This window comes from Paraburkholderia sp. SIMBA_030 (genome assembly GCF_046535245.1).
In the GTDB taxonomy this organism is placed as follows: Bacteria; Pseudomonadota; Gammaproteobacteria; order Burkholderiales; family Burkholderiaceae; genus Paraburkholderia.
Genome location: NZ_JAWRXB010000013.1, coordinates 139,991 through 155,918 on the forward strand (window position 1 = coordinate 139,991; position 15,928 = coordinate 155,918).

A 15,928-nucleotide genomic window follows, 5' to 3' on the forward strand; every position below is an offset into this window, starting at 1 on the left:
GGCACGTTCAATCGGAGACGCTATGTCTTACATGCTGCTTATCGTCGAACCCCCGGAACAACGCATTGAACGCGGTGAGCGTGCCGGGCGCGAAGTCTACGACCAGATGGTGCGCTTCGCCGCCGATCTGAAAGAACGCGGCAAATTGCTCGCGGTTGAATCGCTGACGTCGACCAGTGACGCCGTACGCGTGCAGGTGCGCGAAGGTCGTGCGAGGCTGCTCGACGGCCCGTTTGCCGAAGCCAAGGAAATGATCGGCGGCTTCTTCCTGCTCGATTGTGAAACCCGCGAAGAAGCTGTCGCGATCGCGCAAGCCTGCCCGGCGGCGTCGTGGTGCACGGTCGAAGTCCGCAAGCTCGGACCTTGTTTCGAGTAAGCCGCACGCACACTAAGCGTCGGCGCTATTGGTCCAGGGTTTTCCCTGGACTTCGAAAATTGATGTCGATCCGGTCGCGTACCGCTCGTCGTGTGAGTAAGGAGCCAGCAAACAAGCTGCGGCTTGCCACTCACAACGAAAGGAGTACCTGCGATGCGATTCATGATCATAGTGAAGGCGACCGCCGTCAGCGAAGCCGGCGGCCCGCCCGACGAATCCCTGATGGCCGCGATGGGCACGTACCACGAAGAACTGGCAAAGGCTGGTGTGCTGCTCGACGCGACCGGCTTGCAACCGAGTTTCAAAGGCTGGCGCATCCGCTACAGCGGTGGCAAGCGCACGGTGCTCGACGGCCCGTTCGCGGAAACCAAGGAACTGATTGCCGGCTACACGCTGATCCAGGTGCGTACGCGCGAAGAAGCGATGGAATGGGCGCGGCGTTTTCCCGCGCCGTTCGGCGAGCACGCCGACGGCGAAATCGAAGTTCGGCAACTCTATGAACTCGAAGACTTCGAGCCCAGTCCCGAAGTGGAGCGCTTTCGCGAACTGAACGCGACCAGGCGCTGATCTGAAGCACCTCAGCGCCCGTGCAGCCCGTGCATTACTCGATTAATGGACTTCACATGCACAAGCAGATCTACGTGAACCTCGCCGGCGGCACGGCGCCGCGCGCGCCGCAGGACCATGGCTTCATGTACGGACACGGCTTCGAAGATATCGACGGGCACATCTGGGAGCTGATCCATATGGACCCGAACGCCAAGGCGGCGGGCTGAGGCCGTGACGACAGCGGCCACACATCGTGCCATCGAGGCGGTCTGGCGGATCGAGTCCGCCAAAGTCATCGCCCACGTCGCGCGGATCGTGCGCGACGTGGGGCTGGCAGAAGAATTGGCGCAGGACGCGTTGGTGGCGGCGCTCGAACATTGGCCCGACGCGGGCGTGCCCGATAACCCGGGAGCGTGGTTGATGGCGACCGCGAAGAACCGCGCACTCGACCGCTTGCGCCAGGAAGCGCTGCATGCCCGCAAGCGCGAAGAGCTCGGCCACGATCTCGATGCGCAGGAGGCTCACCTCGTGCCGGATTTCGTCGATGCCCTCGATGCCGCGCGTGCCGACGATATCGGCGACGATCTGTTGCGGCTGGTGTTCACCGCGTGTCACCCGGTGTTGTCGACCGATGCACGCGTCGCGCTGACGCTGCGCCTGCTCGGCGGCCTCACCACGGACGAAATCGCGCGCGCGTTCCTTGTGCCCGAGCCGACCATCGCGCAGCGCATCGTGCGGGCCAAGCGCACGCTGTCGGCGGCCAAGGTGCCGTTCGCAGTGCCGCAAGCGGATGCACGTGCGCCGCGGCTCGCGTCGGTGCTCGAAGTGATCTATCTGATTTTCAACGAAGGCTATTCGGCGACCGCCGGCGAAGACTGGATGCGTCCGTCGCTTTGCGAGGAAGCGCTACGGCTTGGGCGGGTGCTGAGCGGTCTCGTGCCGGACGAAAGCGAGGTGCACGGGCTCGTCGCGTTGATGGAGATTCAGGCGTCGCGCACGCATGCGCGTACCGATGCCGAGGGCCGTCCGGTGCTGTTGCTCGACCAGGACCGCAGCCGCTGGGATCCGCTCCTGATCCGTCGCGGGATGGCCGCGCTCGCCAGCTCCCACGCGCTCGGCGGCGCGAGCGGACCGTATGCGCTGCAAGCTGCGCTGGCCGCGTGTCATGCGCGCGCGCGGCGTGCCGAGGATACGGACTGGGCGCAGATCGTCGCGCTGTATGACGCGTTGGCGCAGGTGGCGCCGTCGCCGGTGGTCGAGTTGAATCGCGCGGTGGCGGTGAGTATGGCGTTCGGGCCGGCCGCCGGTCTGGAGATCGTCGACGCACTCGCTGCCGATGCGACGCTCGCGAACTACCACTGGTTACCGAGTGTGCGCGGCGATCTGCTGGCGAAGCTCGGGCGCGTGGCCGAGGCGCGCGCCGAATTCGAACGCGCCGCGGCGATGACGCGCAATGCGCGCGAGCGCGAGTTGTTGCTCGCGCGGGCGCGTGAGATGGCGCATTGAGCGGCGAAGCGAAAAGTACCGGTGTTACCGTATCAACTGCCGTACACCCAATGCGACGATCAAGCTGCGCTTGCCCGCCGGCGCACGCATCACGCCGAGAAAAACGCCCAGACGCTCATCAGCACGCCCGCCGTCGCGACACCGAACGACAGATTGCGCAGCCAGTTCTTGCGCGTGAGCAACGTGATCGCGCTCATCGCGATCGCGACCTGGATCAGTGTGGTGGCCTGCGCCCATCGATGATGGCCATGCAGAAGCGCCTCGCTTTTAGCGTCGTTCAGCACGACCTCCTTCTCGATCGCTTCAGCCTTCGCGCGGATCGGCTCTTTCTGCTGCGTGTATTTTTCGACGTCGGCGGCGAACTTGGCGTGCGCATCGGTATTGGCGATCGACAACGCCGCGCCGAGTTCAGCGAGATTCTGCTTCTCGCCCTTGGCCTGGTAGTAACTCCATTGATTCGACGCCTCGGTCTTCTTGATGGCGGCTTCGTTCTTGTAGTACAGCGCCAGATTTTCGCTATTGCCGCTCTGGTACGCGCACAGCGCGCCGATCGTCGCGAGGATCGCCGTCATCACGGCCATGCGGCTCGCGAACGGATCGGCGTCGTGGTGGCCGGCGTGTTCGACCGCGTGGTCGTGCGGGCCATGCACTTCATATTCTTCAGACATCTCATTCTCCGAGGCAAAGCTTTTCTTGAATTCCGGACGGCGCTCGCTACTGCATCGTGATGACGACGCGGCCGCGCGTGCCCGCGGCCACCGCTTCGTACGCATCGCGTGCGCGCTCGAGTGTGAACTGCTGAGCGATAGCCGGTGCTTGCAGCTTGCCGCTTTCGAAGCCTTCCACTAACGCGGTCATCAACGGTGCCGATTCGGCGACGCCCAGCTTCGCGCTATCCACACCGAGCAGTTGCGTTTCGTTGTGATAGAAATCGATCAGGTCGAACTCGACGCGGCGCTTGCCGGTCCCGCTGATTTCCAGCACCCGGCCACGGCGTTTGGCGAGACTCAGTGCGGTCTCGAACGCCACACCGCCGACCGTGTCGTACACGACATCAGCGCCACCGGTCAGCGCCTTGACGCGCTCGGTCACATGTTCGTCGAATGGCACGTAGTCGTCGATGAGGCGGCCCGCGGGCGAATCGGCAGAAAGCGGATGACGGTCGACGGCGATCACGCGAGCGCCGCGCGCTTTCGCGATCTGCACCACCGCGCCGCCGACCCCGCCGCCCGCACCGATTACCGCGATGGATTCGCCCGCTTGCAATCGTGCGTATTCGACCGTGCCGAGCCAGGCGACCACAAAATTCACGCCGATCGCCGACGTCTCGGCGTGGCTGAGTGTCGCGGGCTTGCGCGACAGCGCGCCGAGCGGAATCTTGATGAACCCGGCATGCGTGCCGTCGCGCGTGAAGCCGATGTCACCGCCGGTGCCCCACACTTCGGCGCCGAGCCATTGCTGGGGTCCATCCGCCACCACGCCGCTGAAGTCGCGGCCCGGCGTGCGCGGCAGTACTGTGTGTTCGAAATGGCCGGATACGTTCTTGACGTCGCTCGGGTTTACCGAGGCCGCCTTGACCTGCACGACAACGTTGTCGGCGTCGGCTTGCGGCGTCGGCAGATCGACGTATTCGAGCACCTCGGGGCTGCCAAAAGTCTTGAACTGAATCGCTTTCATCGCGTGCCGCTCCTGTTGGGTCTTGCGCTGCGTCGTGCAGCGGATGTGCGTAGTCTACGTGGTCAATACATATGCGATCATCCCACGCACTCCTTCAACGCTTCAAAGTCTCCCAACCCAACCAACTCGCCCCTCTTCAATGTCCACCCCCGCTATCCTCACCACCGACCGTCTGATCATGCGTCCGCACACGCGCGACGATTTCCTTGAAAGCTATGCGATGTGGTCCGATCCCGAGGTGATCCGCTACATCGGCGGCAAGCCGTTCACGCGCGAAGAAGTCTGGGCGCGCCTGCTGCGTTACGCCGGGCACTGGGCGATGTTGGGTTATGGCTACTGGGTGGTTCGAAAAAAGGAGAGCGGCAGGTTCCTCGGCGAAGTCGGCTTTGCCGACTACCACCGCGAGATCGAGCCTTCGCTGATGGGCACCCCTGAGATCGGCTGGGCTCTCGATCCGGCGGTGCATGGCCGCGGCTACGCGACTGAAGCCGTGCGCGCTGCGCTGAGCTGGGCCGACCGGCAGTGGCCGGACGCCGAAACCGCCTGCATCATCGCGCCGGAAAATCTGCCGTCGCTGCGCGTCGCGGATAAGTGCGGCTATCGCGAGCGGCTTCGCACGACGTACAAAGGCCAGCCGACCATTGTCTTGCGGCGCGCGGCAGGTGGTACCTGAGTCGTCGCGCGCCGTGCGGGTTATATGTCGTTGCCGGCTCGCAGCTTATTGACCCCCTTCACTCGCCGCCGCCCGCTGTTGCGCGATCAGATCCGCCAGCCGTTCAATCTGCTGACCCTGCGCATCGAAGTTGCCGGCGTCGAGCCAACGTGCGTAGCACGGAAGCAGCGCGGACCGTTCGCCGTCGACTATCGAGAACCACGCGGTATCGCGATTGCGTTCGCGATAGACGATCGCCTGGCGGAAGATGCCTTCGAACGTGAACCCATAGCGCAGCGCCGCCGTCCGTGATGGACCGTTGAGCGAGTCGCACTTCCATTCGAAGCGGCGATAGCCGAGGTCGTCGAACACGTGGCGCATTAGCAGGAACATCGCTTCGGTGGCGATGCGGGTGCGCTTCAGGCGCGGCGAATACGTGACGTGCCCGACTTCGATCACGCCGTTCGCGCGGTCGATACGCATCAGCGCGAGGGTGCCGACAGCCTTGCCGGTCGCCAGATCGATCACCGTGTAGTGCAGCGGATCGGCAGACGCCGCCATGCGTGTCAAATGCTCGCGATACGCGGCGAGACTCTCGAACGGTCCGACCATCAGATAGGTCCAGTCGCGGCCATCGGCTGCCGAGCTGTATGCGTCGTAGAGGTCTTCGGCGTGGCGTTCGACGTCCACCGGTTCGATCCGGCAATAGCGGCCCGCCAGCGGCTCGCGGCCGGGCGCCCGCGCGCCGTTCCAGCCCGGCACCGGTGCGCCGATCGGCTGGCCGAACGCGTTACGTCTGGGTTCCATGTCTGCTCTCCCTGGTTCAATCGGTCGATTGTCAGAGAGAACGATACGGCAAACGTGGTATGTAAAAAAGATCCAGATCAAGCGCATTTGATAGGTCCAGCAGCGTTGCTCGGAATCGTTGGTCCGCTCACTCATCAGTCCACCGCGAGCGGCGCCGGCGCCGTCGGCGAAAAACCGGGCACCGCTGCAAAAGCAGTGGATCGAGCGCTTGCAGCAGGCGATTCTTGCCGGCCTGGCGGGCAAGATGGCGGGTGCACGCGTCGCGTAAGCTTTTACGTTTGTCCGCGCGGCCGATGTCGCGCTATCGTGTCGATTATGCGTGGCGATTTTCCAGGTGCGCGAGCTTGGCGAATCGCCCGCAGGTCATGCTCAGCGCGCCGCACTGCACCATCGCTTGAAATGTGGGCGCGCTCGCCGGGCCGCTGCCGGGCTCGGGCATGAAGAATGCCTTTGTGATTGTCGATGACGATTTATCAGACCGGAGAAGACATGAAGGAAATCGAACCGACCCCATGGTTTGAGCTTGCCGTCCATACGCCTGTCCGTGAAGGCTGGTACGAGGTGCAGTTGACGAGCGGGGACACTGCATTTGCGAAATTCGGCGACGGCGTATGGACCGAAAAACCGCTGCTGGTATTCACGCACTGGCGCGGCCTGTCCGCCGATCCGGCGAGCGTTCCCGCAGGCGAGCAGACCGAATCGATCAGCGCGGAGGCCACGGCGGCGCAAGGTGTGCGCGCCGCCTGGAACGTGTTCTTCCCAGGGCTCGGCGAGGAACAGCACAAACCGTTGGATGTGTTGCCCAACGGTAAAGCCACGCATTGATGCAAGCTTGGGCGGCGGCCAGGCGGCTGCCGTCCTGAATCCGCTGGGTTCCCAGTCCAGCTTCAACGCTTCGGCGTCGCGCACCAGCACACGGGCCGCGCGGTCGCCGTCCCACCACACCATCAGCTGCGCGCCGGATTTCTCGTCGGCTTTCAGCGCGAACTTCAGCATCGCTGCGACGCCGCGTGCGGCCCGCTACAATCGACCCAATCCATCGACGCGGAAAGGACGTATGAAAGGCACTCGAGAGGCCGTGGCATTGCCGAGGGCGACGCAATTACTGAATCATGGACCGGTCACGATCATCACCAGCGCGCACGACGGGCGCTCGAACGTGATGGCGGCATCGTGGGCGATGCCGCTCGATTTCAACCCGCCGAAGGTCGTCGTGGTGGTGGACAGCCGCACGCTGACGCGGCAACTGATCGAAGCGAGCGGCGTGTTCGGATTGCAACTGCCGAGCCGCGCTTTTGCCGCGCAGACGCTGGCGGTGGGTTCGAACGCGGGCGCCGAACTCGACAAGTTCGCCGCCTTCGACCTCGAAACATTCCCGGCGCAAAACATCGACGTACCGATGCTGGCCGGCTGCATCACGTGGATGGAATGCAAGGTGATTCCGGACGATAGCCAGCGGCACGATCTGATCATCGGCGAAGTCGTGGCGGCGTACGCGGATAGCCGCGTGTATTCGAACAACCGCTGGCACTTCGGCGACGATCCGGATCTGCGGACATGCCATTACGTTGCAGGCGGAACATTCTTTGCCACTGGCGACGCGTTCGAAGTCGCAGCAGCGGCGGACGGCGCGACGAAATAGTTAGCGGCGGCGCAACGCGTTAGTGCCCCGACCAAAACCCTCACGCATCGCCATCTGCAAACGCCTTGAGCGCGTCGCCCGCCAACCGGTAGCGGACCCACTCGCTCTGTGCGCTCGCACCGATCGATTTGTAGAAGCCGATCGCGGGTTCATTCCAGTCGAGCACGCTCCATTCGAAGCGGCCGCAGCCCGTATCGCATGCAATGCGTGCGAGGTGGCGCAGCATCTGTTTGCCCGCGCCGCTGCCGCGCGACTTCGGCGACACGTACAGGTCTTCCAGATAAAGCCCTTGCTTGCCGAGCCACGTCGAATAAGAAAAGAAATAGACGCAGAAGCCAACCGGCTCGCCGTTCATCTCGCAGATCAAAGCTTTCGCGGTGGATTCGGCCGAGAACAGGCTCGCTTCGATATCTTTGACGGTAGCGACAACCTCGTGCTCCGCTTTCTCATACACCGCGAGTTCGGTGATGAAGCGCAGAATCAGAGCGGCGTCGGACGTGTGGGCAGAGCGGATGTGGATGGTCAAGGGAAGGTGCTCGGTCGGTTTTGAATGTCGATCGAAGTTTTGCGGGTACGCATCGGCTTCGGATGAAACCTGCATCGTAGCGTTTATCGTGTTGTCCTGGCCAGCAGACGGCTATTTCCAATATGACAGAGCAAGCAAGCGTATGTCGAGATTACGATTCTGTATGCGGCGCGCCGGATCGGCTCGATGCGGAATTCGTCAACGAGCGGAATGAACGCGAGCGTCCGGTGATGATCCATCACGCCGTGCTCGACAGCATGGAGCGGCGCGCAGGCAGGCGCTACGTGTAACGCCTCGCCCAAAGCGAACGCTCAAACCGGCGGCGATTGCACCACCACGCCATACCATCCCAGTCCGCGATAGCTTTCGTAGCCAGGCGTGGCGGCGAACGATACGGTGCGGCCATCCGTCAACCGATAGAAGCCAGTCGGCTTGCCGTCGGTCGTCAGGCGAAACTGTTCTTCGAGCACGCCCTTGTCGTCCGAGCTGGCAATTACGCGATGCGACGCGTTGACGATCATGCAGCGCGTGCGGCGCCATTCTTCGTCCGTGAGCCGCACACCCTTGACGACCGCCGATGCCTGCGGCGCCCAGTCGAAAAAGATCACCAGCGCGCCGAGCGGCTTACCGTCGACCGCGCCGTTTTCGCGAATCGCCGTGGCATAGGTCGCGACCTGTGCGTGCTTCAACAGCGTCAGCGCTTCGATATCGCCCGTGACAAAATCCGCGCCGGAAGGCGTTTTCATCGCCTCGCGAAACCAGCGCGCGTCGGCGACATTGCGCCCGTGCACCGCGTACGTATCGGGCCGTCCGTTTGCAACCACGTCGCCCGACGCATCGACGATCCATAAATCGCGGTACACGGTATAGCTGTCGAGGATCACCGACAGACGGCGCGACGCATACGCCTGCGTCACTAGCGCTTACCGGCGCCGCACCGCGCTCGTGCATCGCCGTGATGAAGCTGGCAGGCTGTGAACGTGCAAATCAGGCCTTCAACGGCAACCAGATCTCGAGCCCGCCCATTCCGCTGACGGGATCGAACTTCTCGTCATAGCGCTCGAAGTTCGGCGCATCGGCGGGCACATGTCCCGACGCCGGCAGCCACTGATTCCAGATCGTGTTCCAGGTGCGCCGGATCGTCGAGATATGCTCGCGATGGCTGAATACCGCATAGCGCTGTGCGGGAATGCGCACGCGGCTCAATTCGGCCGGCAGCGCCGAGAAGTCGCTGACTTCGACGCCGCACAGATAATCGAAATTGCCCGAGTCGTCGGCGTTGTAGCAAACGCCGTAGGCGACGCCGCCCACTTGCGCCGGCACCTTGCCGTAGTAAGCGCCAAAGCGCTGCCATTGCGAGGGAATGCCCTGACTGGAGTCGCAGGAGTAGCGCTCGTTCAGGCCCGCGACGAGGAACGGTTTGCCGTCTTCGAAACGCAGCGGTTCGAGATGGGCAAGAAGGGTCTGGTCCATTTTGATCGGCTCCACGATGGCAAGATTGTCGAAATGACCACACGCGCGCAGCGCTTCGGGCGTGAGCCCGAACTGCTCGCGAAACGCGCGCGTGAATGCCTCGTGAGAACCGTAGCCGGCGTCGAGTGCGACCGCCAGAATGTCCGGTGCGCCGTTGGCGAGACGTCGTGCTGCTTCGCTCAAGCGACGCGCGCGGACATAGCGCATGACCGGAAACCCCGTGGCCGCTTCGAATGCGCGCGCCATGTGAAAGCGCGACACGCATCCACAGCCGGCGATCTCGTCGAGCGACAACTCGCGGGCAAAGTGGCTTTCGATAAACCAGAGTGCTCTTCCGACAGGGTTCATATCGGCTCTCATGTCAGCATGAAGCCAGCATAGCCAGTTGCGCTCCGGCGCATTTGATCGCGCTTGCGGTTTTGCGATGGTCCGAGATGGCCGCCAGTTCAGGTGGGGGTTAGTAGTTTGGCGTGGCCGCCTTATTCTCTGTGCGCTGTGAATGTGCGGGTGCCGACGCGTCCTGGCCGTGGGCGTCCGCATTTGCCTGTTGCCCTGGCCGCAGCAGCAATCCGCCAAGAACGCCCGCCGCAGCCGCGAAAATCGCCCCGAACAGGAACGCGACGTGATAGCCGCTGTTGAGCGCCGTCATCGCGTTTTCGGAAGCCTGCACGGCGCTGCTGCGCGCGGCCGCGAGACTCGCGAGCACCGCGAGACCGAGCGCACCGCCCATCATGAACGACGTATTGACGATCCCGGACGCGAGGCCCGAATCGCTCGGATCGACGTCGCTCATCGCGGCCAGCAGCACGGGATTGAATGCAATGCCCGCGCCGAAGCCGAGCAGCATCATGCCGGGCAACACGTCGAGCACGAAGCTGCCGTTGACCGGCGCGCGCGCAAACAGCGCAAGTCCCGCCGCCGCGACTAGCAGACCGACGGCGAGCGGCACCCGCAGGCCGAAGCGCATCACCACCCGCGCCGACAGACCCAGCGAGAAGAACGCCATGATCAGATTAGCGGGCAGAAACGCGAGCCCAACCTGCAACGGCCGGTAGCCGAGCACGCGCTGCAGATACAACGCTGAGATGAAGAACCACGCGAACATCGCCGCCGCCCACAGCACGCCGACCACATTGGCGGTCGCGACATTGCGCAGGCGGAACAGCCCGAGCGGCATCAGCGGATGCTGCACGCGCGCTTCGATGACGAGAAACACGGCGAGCAGCACCAGCGCCGCGAACAGCAGACCGAGCGTCTGTAGCGAGGTCCAGCCTGCTTCGTTGCCGTTCACGACCGCGTACACCGCCAGCATTAGCGAAACGGTGACCGTGAAGGCGCCGGCGACGTCGAGCCGTTCGCCGTGCGCGTGGCCGCGTGCCGACGGCAACAGCGCGATGCATGACGCGTAGACGGCGATACCGATCGGCAGATTGACGAGAAAGATCCAGTGCCAGCTCAGCAGATTGGTGAGCAGACCGCCGAGCAATACGCCGATGCTACCGCCGCCCGCGCAGACGAAACCGTAGACGCCCATCGCTTTCGCGCGTTCGCCGGGCTCGGTGAACAGATTCATGATGAGCGACAGCGAAACGGCGGAGACGATCGCACCGCCCAAACCTTGAACGGCGCGCGCGCACACCAGCAGCACTTGCGAGTTCGCCATGCCGCACGCGAGCGACGCTAGCGTGAACAGCGTGATGCCGCCGAGGAACAGTTTGCGGTGCCCGTACAGATCGCCGAGCCGGCCGCCCAGCAGCAAACAGCCGCCGAACGTGAGCATGTAGGCGTTGACCACCCACACCAGTGAAGTCTCGCTAAAGCCGAGATCCGCCGCGATCGAAGGCAGTGCAACGTTCACTATCGTCGTATCGAGCACGATCATGAGCACGCCGAGGCACAGAACAATCAGCGCCAGCCAGCGTTTGTTGCCGTGGATGGAATGGGTCATGCAGGGAACTCCTTTGCCGCGCTCAGTCGGATGCCGGACGCGCCGCCGCTTCGCGAGACATCGGCAACTCGTTGATGGCAATGGGGATTTTCGAGTCTAGCCCGGGGAATGCCGGACTACAACTACGAATTCCTGGTCGCCCGGCATCGGCTCGCGAGTTGAGGCCGTCCGTCAGCCTCAGCTCAGAAGTTCATCGCACGCAACGCGAAGCGTTTGAGCTTGCCGGTTTCGGTACGCGGCAGCGCGTCGATGAAAGCAATGACGCGTGGATACTTATACGGCGCCACGCTATTTTTCACGAAATCCTGCAGCTGCGCGACCAGTTTGTCACCCGGCGCGTAACCCGGGTTCAGCACCACGAACGCCTTGACGATCTGTCCGCGCGTTTCGTCCGGTACGCCGACCACGCCGCATTCGGCCACCGCGTCATGCTGCATCAGCACGCTTTCCACTTCCGGGCCGGAGATGTTGTACCCGGCGGAGACGATCATGTCGTCGGCGCGGGCCTGGTAGAACACATAGCCGTCTTCGTCCAGGTAGACCGAGTCGCCGGGCAGGTTCCAGCCGTCGCGGACGAACTTCGCTTGCCGCTCGTCGGCCAGATAGCGGCAGCCGGTCGGTCCGCGCACCGCGAGTTTGCCGATCGTGCCGGGCGGGACCGGTTGCATCGCATCGTCCACCGCCTGGACGACGTAGCCGGGCACCGCGCGGCCGATTGCATGCGGACGAATCTCTTCGCCCTGCGCCGAAATGAAAATATGGATCAGTTCAGTGCCGCCGATCCCGTCGATCATGTCGATGCCGGTGGCGTCGCGCCAAAGATGACGCGTCGAATCCGGCAACGCTTCACCCGCCGACACCGTCTTTTGCAGGCTCGACACGTCGTGATGCGCAACCAGCGGCGCCATCTGACGGTAGAACGTCGGCGCGGTGAACATGATGGTGGCGTGAAAGCGCTCGACAGTCTGCAGCAAGGTCTCGGGCGTGAGCCGCTCGATCAGCACCGTCGACGCGCCGACGCGCAGCGGAAAGCACAGCATGCCGCCGAGCCCGAACGTGAAGGCGAGCGGCGGCGTGCCGCAAAAGATATCGCTCGAAGACGGTTTCAACACGTGACGCGGAAACAGGTCGCACATCGCCAGGACGTCGCGATGAAAGTGCATGCAGCCCTTGGGTGCGCCGGTCGTGCCGCTGGTGAAAGCGATCAGGCAGACGTCGTCGGCGGCGGTGTCGCACGCGGTGAACTGGTCCGGCTTGTTGATCGCGAGCGTCTCGAGAGAATCGGCGGTGTCGTCATGGAACAGACGAGTTTGCTTCAGGCCCGAGCAATAGAACTCGTCTTGAGGATCGATGCAGCGCGCCAGTTCCTCGGTTAGACGGGCATCGCATAACGCCGCGCCGACTTGCGCCTTGTCGATGATCTGCTTCAGTTCTTTCGCGCGCAGCAACGGCATGGTCGGCACCACGACGAGGCCCGCCTTCAGCGCGGCGAGTGCGGTCACGGCCATTTGCAACGTGTTCGGCCCGCGCAGCAGCACGCGGTTGCCCGGTTGCAACCCCATCTCGTCGACCAGCACATGCGCACTGCGGTTCACCAGCGCGAGGAGCTCGCCGTAGGTGGTGGCTTGAGGCTTGCCGTCCACCTCGGACCAGATTGCCGGGTGATCGCGATGGCCCGCTTCGATGCTCCGGTCCAGCAATTCCGTCGCGCAGTTCAAGCGCGCGGAGTATGCAACGTCGGGATTGTCGAGCAGAAAAACGGGCCATTGATCCTGCGGCGGAAGATTGTCGCGCGCGAAGGTATCGACGTGTGCTGACGGTTCCATCATGGTCTCCCGGGTGTTGAGCCGGCTTGATTGCGCTTCGGTTGGCTTAGTTGGGGATCACTGCTGTCGCTTCGATCTCGACTTTGGCCTCGTCTTCGAGTAACGCGACGACCTGGACCGCGCTCATCGCGATGTCGTAGTCGCCGATCAACTCGCGAAACGCGCGGCCGATGTCTTTCAGCGATGCCAGATATTCGCGTTTGTCGGTGACGTACCACGTCAGGCGCACCAGATGATGCGGCGAACCGCCCGCTTCATGCAGTACGGCCACGATGTTTTTGAGCGCCTGAATGGCCTGGGCGGCGAAGTCGGTGGTCTGGAAACGCGCCTGTTCGTCCCAGCCGATCTGGCCGGCGATGAACACTTGCGTGCCGGTGGCGGCGACGCCGTTCGCATAACCGCGCGGCTTGACCCAACCGGCGGGGAGGAGTGCTGTTTTCATGAGCGTTGCGCCTCGATGGGTTCAGGCTGTGGGGCAAACTTCGCGAGCGCGCTCGCGATGTCGGCGGGGATGTCGATGGATGTGCCGCTTTCGAGCGAGGTCGTTACGAGCACCTGCTTCGCGCGGAAGCGGGTTTCGTCGCCGCAATAGCCGACGATATCGATGCTTAGCGAGCGGCGTCCGATCGCAAGCACGGCGAGCGAGAGCGTGATCGTTTCACCCATCTGGCTCGGCCGCGAAAACTCGCAATCGAGCTTGACGATCGGCAAGCCGACGCGGCGCTGCGCGATCATGTGCGCGTAGTCGATATGCAGGGCTTCGTTGAACCAGTCTTCGACCAGCGCGTTGGTCATCACCAGATATTGCGGAAAGAACACGATGCCCGCCGGATCGCAGTGCGAGAAGCGGATGCGAACGGGCCTTTCGAAGCGCGTGCTCATTTCGTGTTGTCCTCAATGTTGTCCTTGAGGGCAGCAGCGTGCGCCTTAAGCAGGTCGCGGCCGACAATCAACTGCTGCACTTCAGTCGCGCCTTCGTAGATCCGCAACGCCCGAATCTCGCGATACAGCATCTCGACGGCCGTGCCGCTCTGCACGCCCATGCCACCGAACAGTTGCACGGCGGCGTCGATCACCTGCTGCGCGCCTTCGCTCGCGTGCCACTTCGCCATCGCGGCTTCACGCGTGACGTTTTCGCCCTGATCGCGCAACCATGCCGCGCGATAGACCAGCAACGCGCTGCTGTCGATCGTCAACGCCATTTGTCCGAGCTTCGCCTGGGTCAGTTGAAAATCGCCGAGTGTCTGACCGAACATCTTGCGCGACGCTGCGCGAGCGAGACCCTCGGCCATCGCATGACGTGCGAAGCCTAACGACGCCGCCGCCACCGACGTGCGAAAAATATCGAGCGTACGCATCGCGAGTTTGAAACCTTCGCCTGGTGCGCCGAGCATCTGGCTGCGCGGCACGCGCGCGCCGGCAAAGTGCAGACGCGCGAGCGGGTGTGGCGCGATCACGTCGATGCGTTCGGCGATGTCCAGCCCCGGCGTATCGGCATCGACGATGAATGCACTGATGCCGCGTGCGCCGGGCGCTTCGCCGGTTCTGGCGAACACCACATAGAAATCGGCGATGCCGCCGTTCGAAATCCACGTCTTGTCGCCGTCGAGCACATAGGCGTCGCCGTCTTCGCGGGCGGCAAGCGCCATCGCGGCGACGTCCGATCCTGCTTGCGGCTCCGACAAAGCGAACGCGGCAATCGCCGTGCCGTTCGCCACGCGCGGCAAGTAGCGCGTCTTTTGCTCATGCGTGCCGCCGAGCGAGATCGCGCCTGACCCGAGCCCCTGCATTGCCAAAGCGAAATCCGCGAGACCGGAATGTTTGGCGAGCGTTTCGCGCAGCAGGCAAACGGCGCGGGTGTCGATGGTGTCGCCATGCCCGCCATACGCGACGCCGCCGACGCCGTATTTCAGCCAGCCGGCCGCGCCGAGTTCACGGACGAGCTTGCGGCAGGCGGCATCGACGTCATCGTGTTCGACGTGCGCGAGATGCGTGCGAGACCATGCCTCGATACCGGCGGCCAGTTCGCGATGACGCGGTTCGAAAAACGGCCACGCCAGCGCGCTGTGCGGATCTACGTGAGCGCTCAACTCAATCTCCTTCGAACACTGGGCGCGACTTCGCGGCAAACGCGCTATAGGCGCGCTCGAAATCGCGGGTGCTCATGCAGATCGCTTGCGCTTGCGCCTCCGATTCGATCGCTTCATCGACGCTCATGCTCCATTCCTGGTGCAGCATCTTCTTCGTGATGCCGTGCGCGAAAGTCGGACCGGCAACCAGGTCTGAAGCGAGCTTGTGTGCTTCTTCGAGGAGCGCTGCCGGTTCGCACAAACGATTGTAGAAACCCCATGCATAGCCTTCGTCGCCACTGGCCGAGCGGCCGGTGAAGAGCAATTCGGCGGCGCGTCCCTGGCCGATGATGCGCGGCAGGATCGCGCAGGCGCCCATGTCGCAACCTGCGAGACCCACTCGCGAGAACAGAAAGGCAAGCTTGCTGCGCGCGGTGCCGAGCCGCAGGTCGGATGCCATGGCGAGAATCGCGCCGGCGCCGGCACAAACGCCGTCGACCGCGGCAATCACAGGCTGCGGGCAATGCCGCATGGCTTTGACGAGATCGCCGGTCATGCGCGTGAACAGCAGCAGTTCCGGCATCGGCAGATCGATCAGCGGCGCGATGATGTCGTGCACGTCGCCGCCGGAGCAGAAGTTCTCGCCTGCGCCGTGAAGCACCACGGCTTTTACGTCGGTCGCATAGGCGAGTTGCCGGAACAGGTCGCGCAACTCCGCATACGATTCGAAGGTGAGCGGATTCTTGCGCTCGGGCCGGTTCAGCGTGATCGTCGCGATCTTGCCGGCGACCGACCAGCCGAAGTGCTGCGCCTCGTAACCGGTGAGCGTCAGACGATTGCCGGCCAGCAGTGCGTCGGCGTTGGATCGTGTCATGGA

Annotated in this window: 21 protein-coding genes and 2 pseudogenes; 9 read left to right on the forward strand and 14 right to left on the reverse strand. The window is 63.6% G+C overall.

The features are described 5' to 3' along the window. Window positions 1–22: 22 nt before the first annotated feature. The 4 genes and pseudogenes from SB772_RS22850 to SB772_RS22865 all read left to right on the forward strand — a co-directional run bounded on the left by SB772_RS22850 (window position 23) and on the right by SB772_RS22865 (window position 2,431). Window positions 23–376, forward strand: coding sequence for a YciI family protein (locus tag SB772_RS22850; protein ID WP_410835475.1), 354 nt, complete (start codon window positions 23–25; stop codon window positions 374–376). Window positions 377–529: 153 nt separating this feature from the next. Beyond that, the gene (locus tag SB772_RS22855; protein WP_410835476.1) at window positions 530–943 is read left to right on the forward strand and encodes a YciI family protein; all 414 of its coding nucleotides are present in this window, start codon (window positions 530–532) and stop codon (window positions 941–943) included. A gap of 83 nt (window positions 944–1,026) precedes the next feature. Then, window positions 1,027–1,152, forward strand: a pseudogene (locus SB772_RS22860) (VOC family protein); the annotation flags it as partial. 4 nt (window positions 1,153–1,156) lie between these two features. Next, complete coding sequence (locus SB772_RS22865) at window positions 1,157–2,431, forward strand: RNA polymerase sigma factor (protein WP_410835477.1); 1,275 nt, start codon at window positions 1,157–1,159, stop codon at window positions 2,429–2,431. Between the two features lie 89 nt (window positions 2,432–2,520). Here SB772_RS22865 and SB772_RS22870 read toward each other — a convergent pair whose 3' ends face one another. Together SB772_RS22870 and SB772_RS22875 are read right to left on the reverse strand one after the other, a co-directional pair. Then, complete coding sequence (locus tag SB772_RS22870; RefSeq protein ID WP_410835478.1) at window positions 2,521–3,099, reverse strand: DUF4337 domain-containing protein; 579 nt, start codon at window positions 3,097–3,099, stop codon at window positions 2,521–2,523. Window positions 3,100–3,145: 46 nt separating this feature from the next. Next, window positions 3,146–4,108 carry a quinone oxidoreductase family protein gene (locus SB772_RS22875; RefSeq protein WP_410835479.1) on the reverse strand — a complete coding sequence of 321 codons (963 nt, stop codon included), beginning with the start codon at window positions 4,106–4,108 and terminating at the stop codon, window positions 3,146–3,148. 139 nt (window positions 4,109–4,247) lie between these two features. On the opposite strand from SB772_RS22875, the gene SB772_RS22880 reads away from it, so the two are divergent. Then, window positions 4,248–4,781 (forward strand): GNAT family N-acetyltransferase, encoded by a 534-nt coding sequence (locus tag SB772_RS22880; protein WP_410835480.1) that lies wholly within the window; start codon window positions 4,248–4,250, stop codon window positions 4,779–4,781. A 45-nt stretch (window positions 4,782–4,826) separates the two neighbouring features. Here the strand turns inward: SB772_RS22880 and SB772_RS22885 are convergent, their stop codons facing one another. Next, on the reverse strand, window positions 4,827–5,567 hold the full coding sequence (locus SB772_RS22885) for a GNAT family N-acetyltransferase (protein WP_410835481.1): 741 nt from the start codon (window positions 5,565–5,567) through the stop codon (window positions 4,827–4,829). Between the two features lie 118 nt (window positions 5,568–5,685). Here SB772_RS22885 and SB772_RS22890 point away from each other — a divergent pair, with 118 nt between their 5' ends. Beyond that, the gene (locus SB772_RS22890; protein WP_410835482.1) at window positions 5,686–5,835 is read left to right on the forward strand and encodes a hypothetical protein; all 150 of its coding nucleotides are present in this window, start codon (window positions 5,686–5,688) and stop codon (window positions 5,833–5,835) included. Between the two features lie 45 nt (window positions 5,836–5,880). Here the strand turns inward: SB772_RS22890 and SB772_RS22895 are convergent, their stop codons facing one another. Then, a complete protein-coding gene (locus SB772_RS22895; protein WP_410835483.1) occupies window positions 5,881–6,006 on the reverse strand; it encodes a hypothetical protein in 126 nt (41 codons plus the stop codon). 50 nt (window positions 6,007–6,056) lie between these two features. Here SB772_RS22895 and SB772_RS22900 point away from each other — a divergent pair, with 50 nt between their 5' ends. Beyond that, a complete protein-coding gene (locus SB772_RS22900; protein ID WP_410835484.1) occupies window positions 6,057–6,392 on the forward strand; it encodes a hypothetical protein in 336 nt (111 codons plus the stop codon). Between the two features lie 75 nt (window positions 6,393–6,467). Here SB772_RS22900 and SB772_RS22905 read toward each other — a convergent pair. Next, window positions 6,468–6,572 (reverse strand): annotated as a pseudogene (locus SB772_RS22905) (aminoglycoside phosphotransferase family protein); the annotation flags it as partial. 52 nt (window positions 6,573–6,624) lie between these two features. On the opposite strand from SB772_RS22905, the gene SB772_RS22910 reads away from it, so the two are divergent. Next, window positions 6,625–7,209: a flavin reductase family protein gene (locus SB772_RS22910; protein WP_410835485.1), complete on the forward strand. Its 585-nt coding sequence runs from the start codon at window positions 6,625–6,627 to the stop codon at window positions 7,207–7,209. A 40-nt stretch (window positions 7,210–7,249) separates the two neighbouring features. Here SB772_RS22910 and SB772_RS22915 read toward each other — a convergent pair whose 3' ends face one another. Continuing rightward, window positions 7,250–7,735, reverse strand: a complete 486-nt coding sequence (locus SB772_RS22915; RefSeq protein ID WP_410835486.1) for a GNAT family N-acetyltransferase — start codon at window positions 7,733–7,735, stop codon at window positions 7,250–7,252. A gap of 122 nt (window positions 7,736–7,857) precedes the next feature. Here SB772_RS22915 and SB772_RS22920 point away from each other — a divergent pair, with 122 nt between their 5' ends. Next, the gene (locus tag SB772_RS22920) at window positions 7,858–8,025 is read left to right on the forward strand and encodes a hypothetical protein (RefSeq protein WP_410835487.1); all 168 of its coding nucleotides are present in this window, start codon (window positions 7,858–7,860) and stop codon (window positions 8,023–8,025) included. A gap of 21 nt (window positions 8,026–8,046) precedes the next feature. Here SB772_RS22920 and SB772_RS22925 read toward each other — a convergent pair whose 3' ends face one another. The 8 genes from SB772_RS22925 to SB772_RS22960 form a co-directional block, all read right to left on the reverse strand. Next, window positions 8,047–8,652, reverse strand: a complete 606-nt coding sequence (locus tag SB772_RS22925; protein WP_410835488.1) for a cache domain-containing protein — start codon at window positions 8,650–8,652, stop codon at window positions 8,047–8,049. Window positions 8,653–8,722: 70 nt separating this feature from the next. Then, on the reverse strand, window positions 8,723–9,556 hold the full coding sequence (locus SB772_RS22930) for a GyrI-like domain-containing protein (RefSeq protein WP_410835489.1): 834 nt from the start codon (window positions 9,554–9,556) through the stop codon (window positions 8,723–8,725). Between the two features lie 109 nt (window positions 9,557–9,665). Beyond that, entirely contained in the window at window positions 9,666–11,156 is a 1,491-nt protein-coding gene (locus SB772_RS22935; RefSeq protein ID WP_410835490.1) for a DHA2 family efflux MFS transporter permease subunit, read from the reverse strand. A gap of 182 nt (window positions 11,157–11,338) precedes the next feature. Next, entirely contained in the window at window positions 11,339–12,982 is a 1,644-nt protein-coding gene (locus SB772_RS22940; RefSeq protein ID WP_410835591.1) for an AMP-binding protein, read from the reverse strand. Window positions 12,983–13,028: 46 nt separating this feature from the next. Next, window positions 13,029–13,424 (reverse strand): RidA family protein, encoded by a 396-nt coding sequence (locus SB772_RS22945; RefSeq protein WP_410835491.1) that lies wholly within the window; start codon window positions 13,422–13,424, stop codon window positions 13,029–13,031. Beyond that, window positions 13,421–13,864, reverse strand: a complete 444-nt coding sequence (locus SB772_RS22950) for an acyl-CoA thioesterase (RefSeq protein WP_410835492.1) — start codon at window positions 13,862–13,864, stop codon at window positions 13,421–13,423. Before SB772_RS22950 ends, SB772_RS22945 begins: the two co-directional genes overlap by 4 nt. Continuing rightward, window positions 13,861–15,072: an acyl-CoA dehydrogenase family protein gene (locus SB772_RS22955; RefSeq protein WP_410835493.1), complete on the reverse strand. Its 1,212-nt coding sequence runs from the start codon at window positions 15,070–15,072 to the stop codon at window positions 13,861–13,863. The genes SB772_RS22950 and SB772_RS22955 overlap by 4 nt, the downstream gene beginning before the upstream one ends. Window position 15,073: 1 nt before the next feature. Continuing rightward, on the reverse strand, window positions 15,074–15,925 hold the full coding sequence (locus SB772_RS22960; RefSeq protein ID WP_410835494.1) for an enoyl-CoA hydratase family protein: 852 nt from the start codon (window positions 15,923–15,925) through the stop codon (window positions 15,074–15,076). Window positions 15,926–15,928 lie beyond the last annotated feature (3 nt).

Excerpts from the sequence above, each read along its gene's own strand:
- SB772_RS22850 (WP_410835475.1), top strand. The coding sequence starts at position 23 with ATGTCTTACATGCTGCTTATCGTCGAACCCCCGGAACAACGCATTGAA.
- SB772_RS22855 (WP_410835476.1), top strand. The coding sequence starts at position 530 with ATGCGATTCATGATCATAGTGAAGGCGACCGCCGTCAGCGAAGCCGGC.
- SB772_RS22870 (WP_410835478.1), bottom strand. The coding sequence starts at position 3,099 with ATGTCTGAAGAATATGAAGTGCATGGCCCGCACGACCACGCGGTCGAA.
- SB772_RS22875 (WP_410835479.1), bottom strand. The coding sequence starts at position 4,108 with ATGAAAGCGATTCAGTTCAAGACTTTTGGCAGCCCCGAGGTGCTCGAA.
- SB772_RS22880 (WP_410835480.1), top strand. The coding sequence starts at position 4,248 with ATGTCCACCCCCGCTATCCTCACCACCGACCGTCTGATCATGCGTCCG.
- SB772_RS22885 (WP_410835481.1), bottom strand. The coding sequence starts at position 5,567 with ATGGAACCCAGACGTAACGCGTTCGGCCAGCCGATCGGCGCACCGGTG.
- SB772_RS22895 (WP_410835483.1), bottom strand. The coding sequence starts at position 6,006 with ATGCCCGAGCCCGGCAGCGGCCCGGCGAGCGCGCCCACATTTCAAGCG.
- SB772_RS22900 (WP_410835484.1), top strand. The coding sequence starts at position 6,057 with ATGAAGGAAATCGAACCGACCCCATGGTTTGAGCTTGCCGTCCATACG.
- SB772_RS22910 (WP_410835485.1), top strand. The coding sequence starts at position 6,625 with ATGAAAGGCACTCGAGAGGCCGTGGCATTGCCGAGGGCGACGCAATTA.
- SB772_RS22920 (WP_410835487.1), top strand. The coding sequence starts at position 7,858 with ATGACAGAGCAAGCAAGCGTATGTCGAGATTACGATTCTGTATGCGGC.
- SB772_RS22930 (WP_410835489.1), bottom strand. The coding sequence starts at position 9,556 with ATGAACCCTGTCGGAAGAGCACTCTGGTTTATCGAAAGCCACTTTGCC.
- SB772_RS22935 (WP_410835490.1), bottom strand. The coding sequence starts at position 11,156 with ATGACCCATTCCATCCACGGCAACAAACGCTGGCTGGCGCTGATTGTT.
- SB772_RS22940 (WP_410835591.1), bottom strand. The coding sequence starts at position 12,982 with ATGGAACCGTCAGCACACGTCGATACCTTCGCGCGCGACAATCTTCCG.
- SB772_RS22945 (WP_410835491.1), bottom strand. The coding sequence starts at position 13,424 with ATGAAAACAGCACTCCTCCCCGCCGGTTGGGTCAAGCCGCGCGGTTAT.
- SB772_RS22950 (WP_410835492.1), bottom strand. The coding sequence starts at position 13,864 with ATGAGCACGCGCTTCGAAAGGCCCGTTCGCATCCGCTTCTCGCACTGC.
- SB772_RS22960 (WP_410835494.1), bottom strand. The coding sequence starts at position 15,925 with ATGACACGATCCAACGCCGACGCACTGCTGGCCGGCAATCGTCTGACG.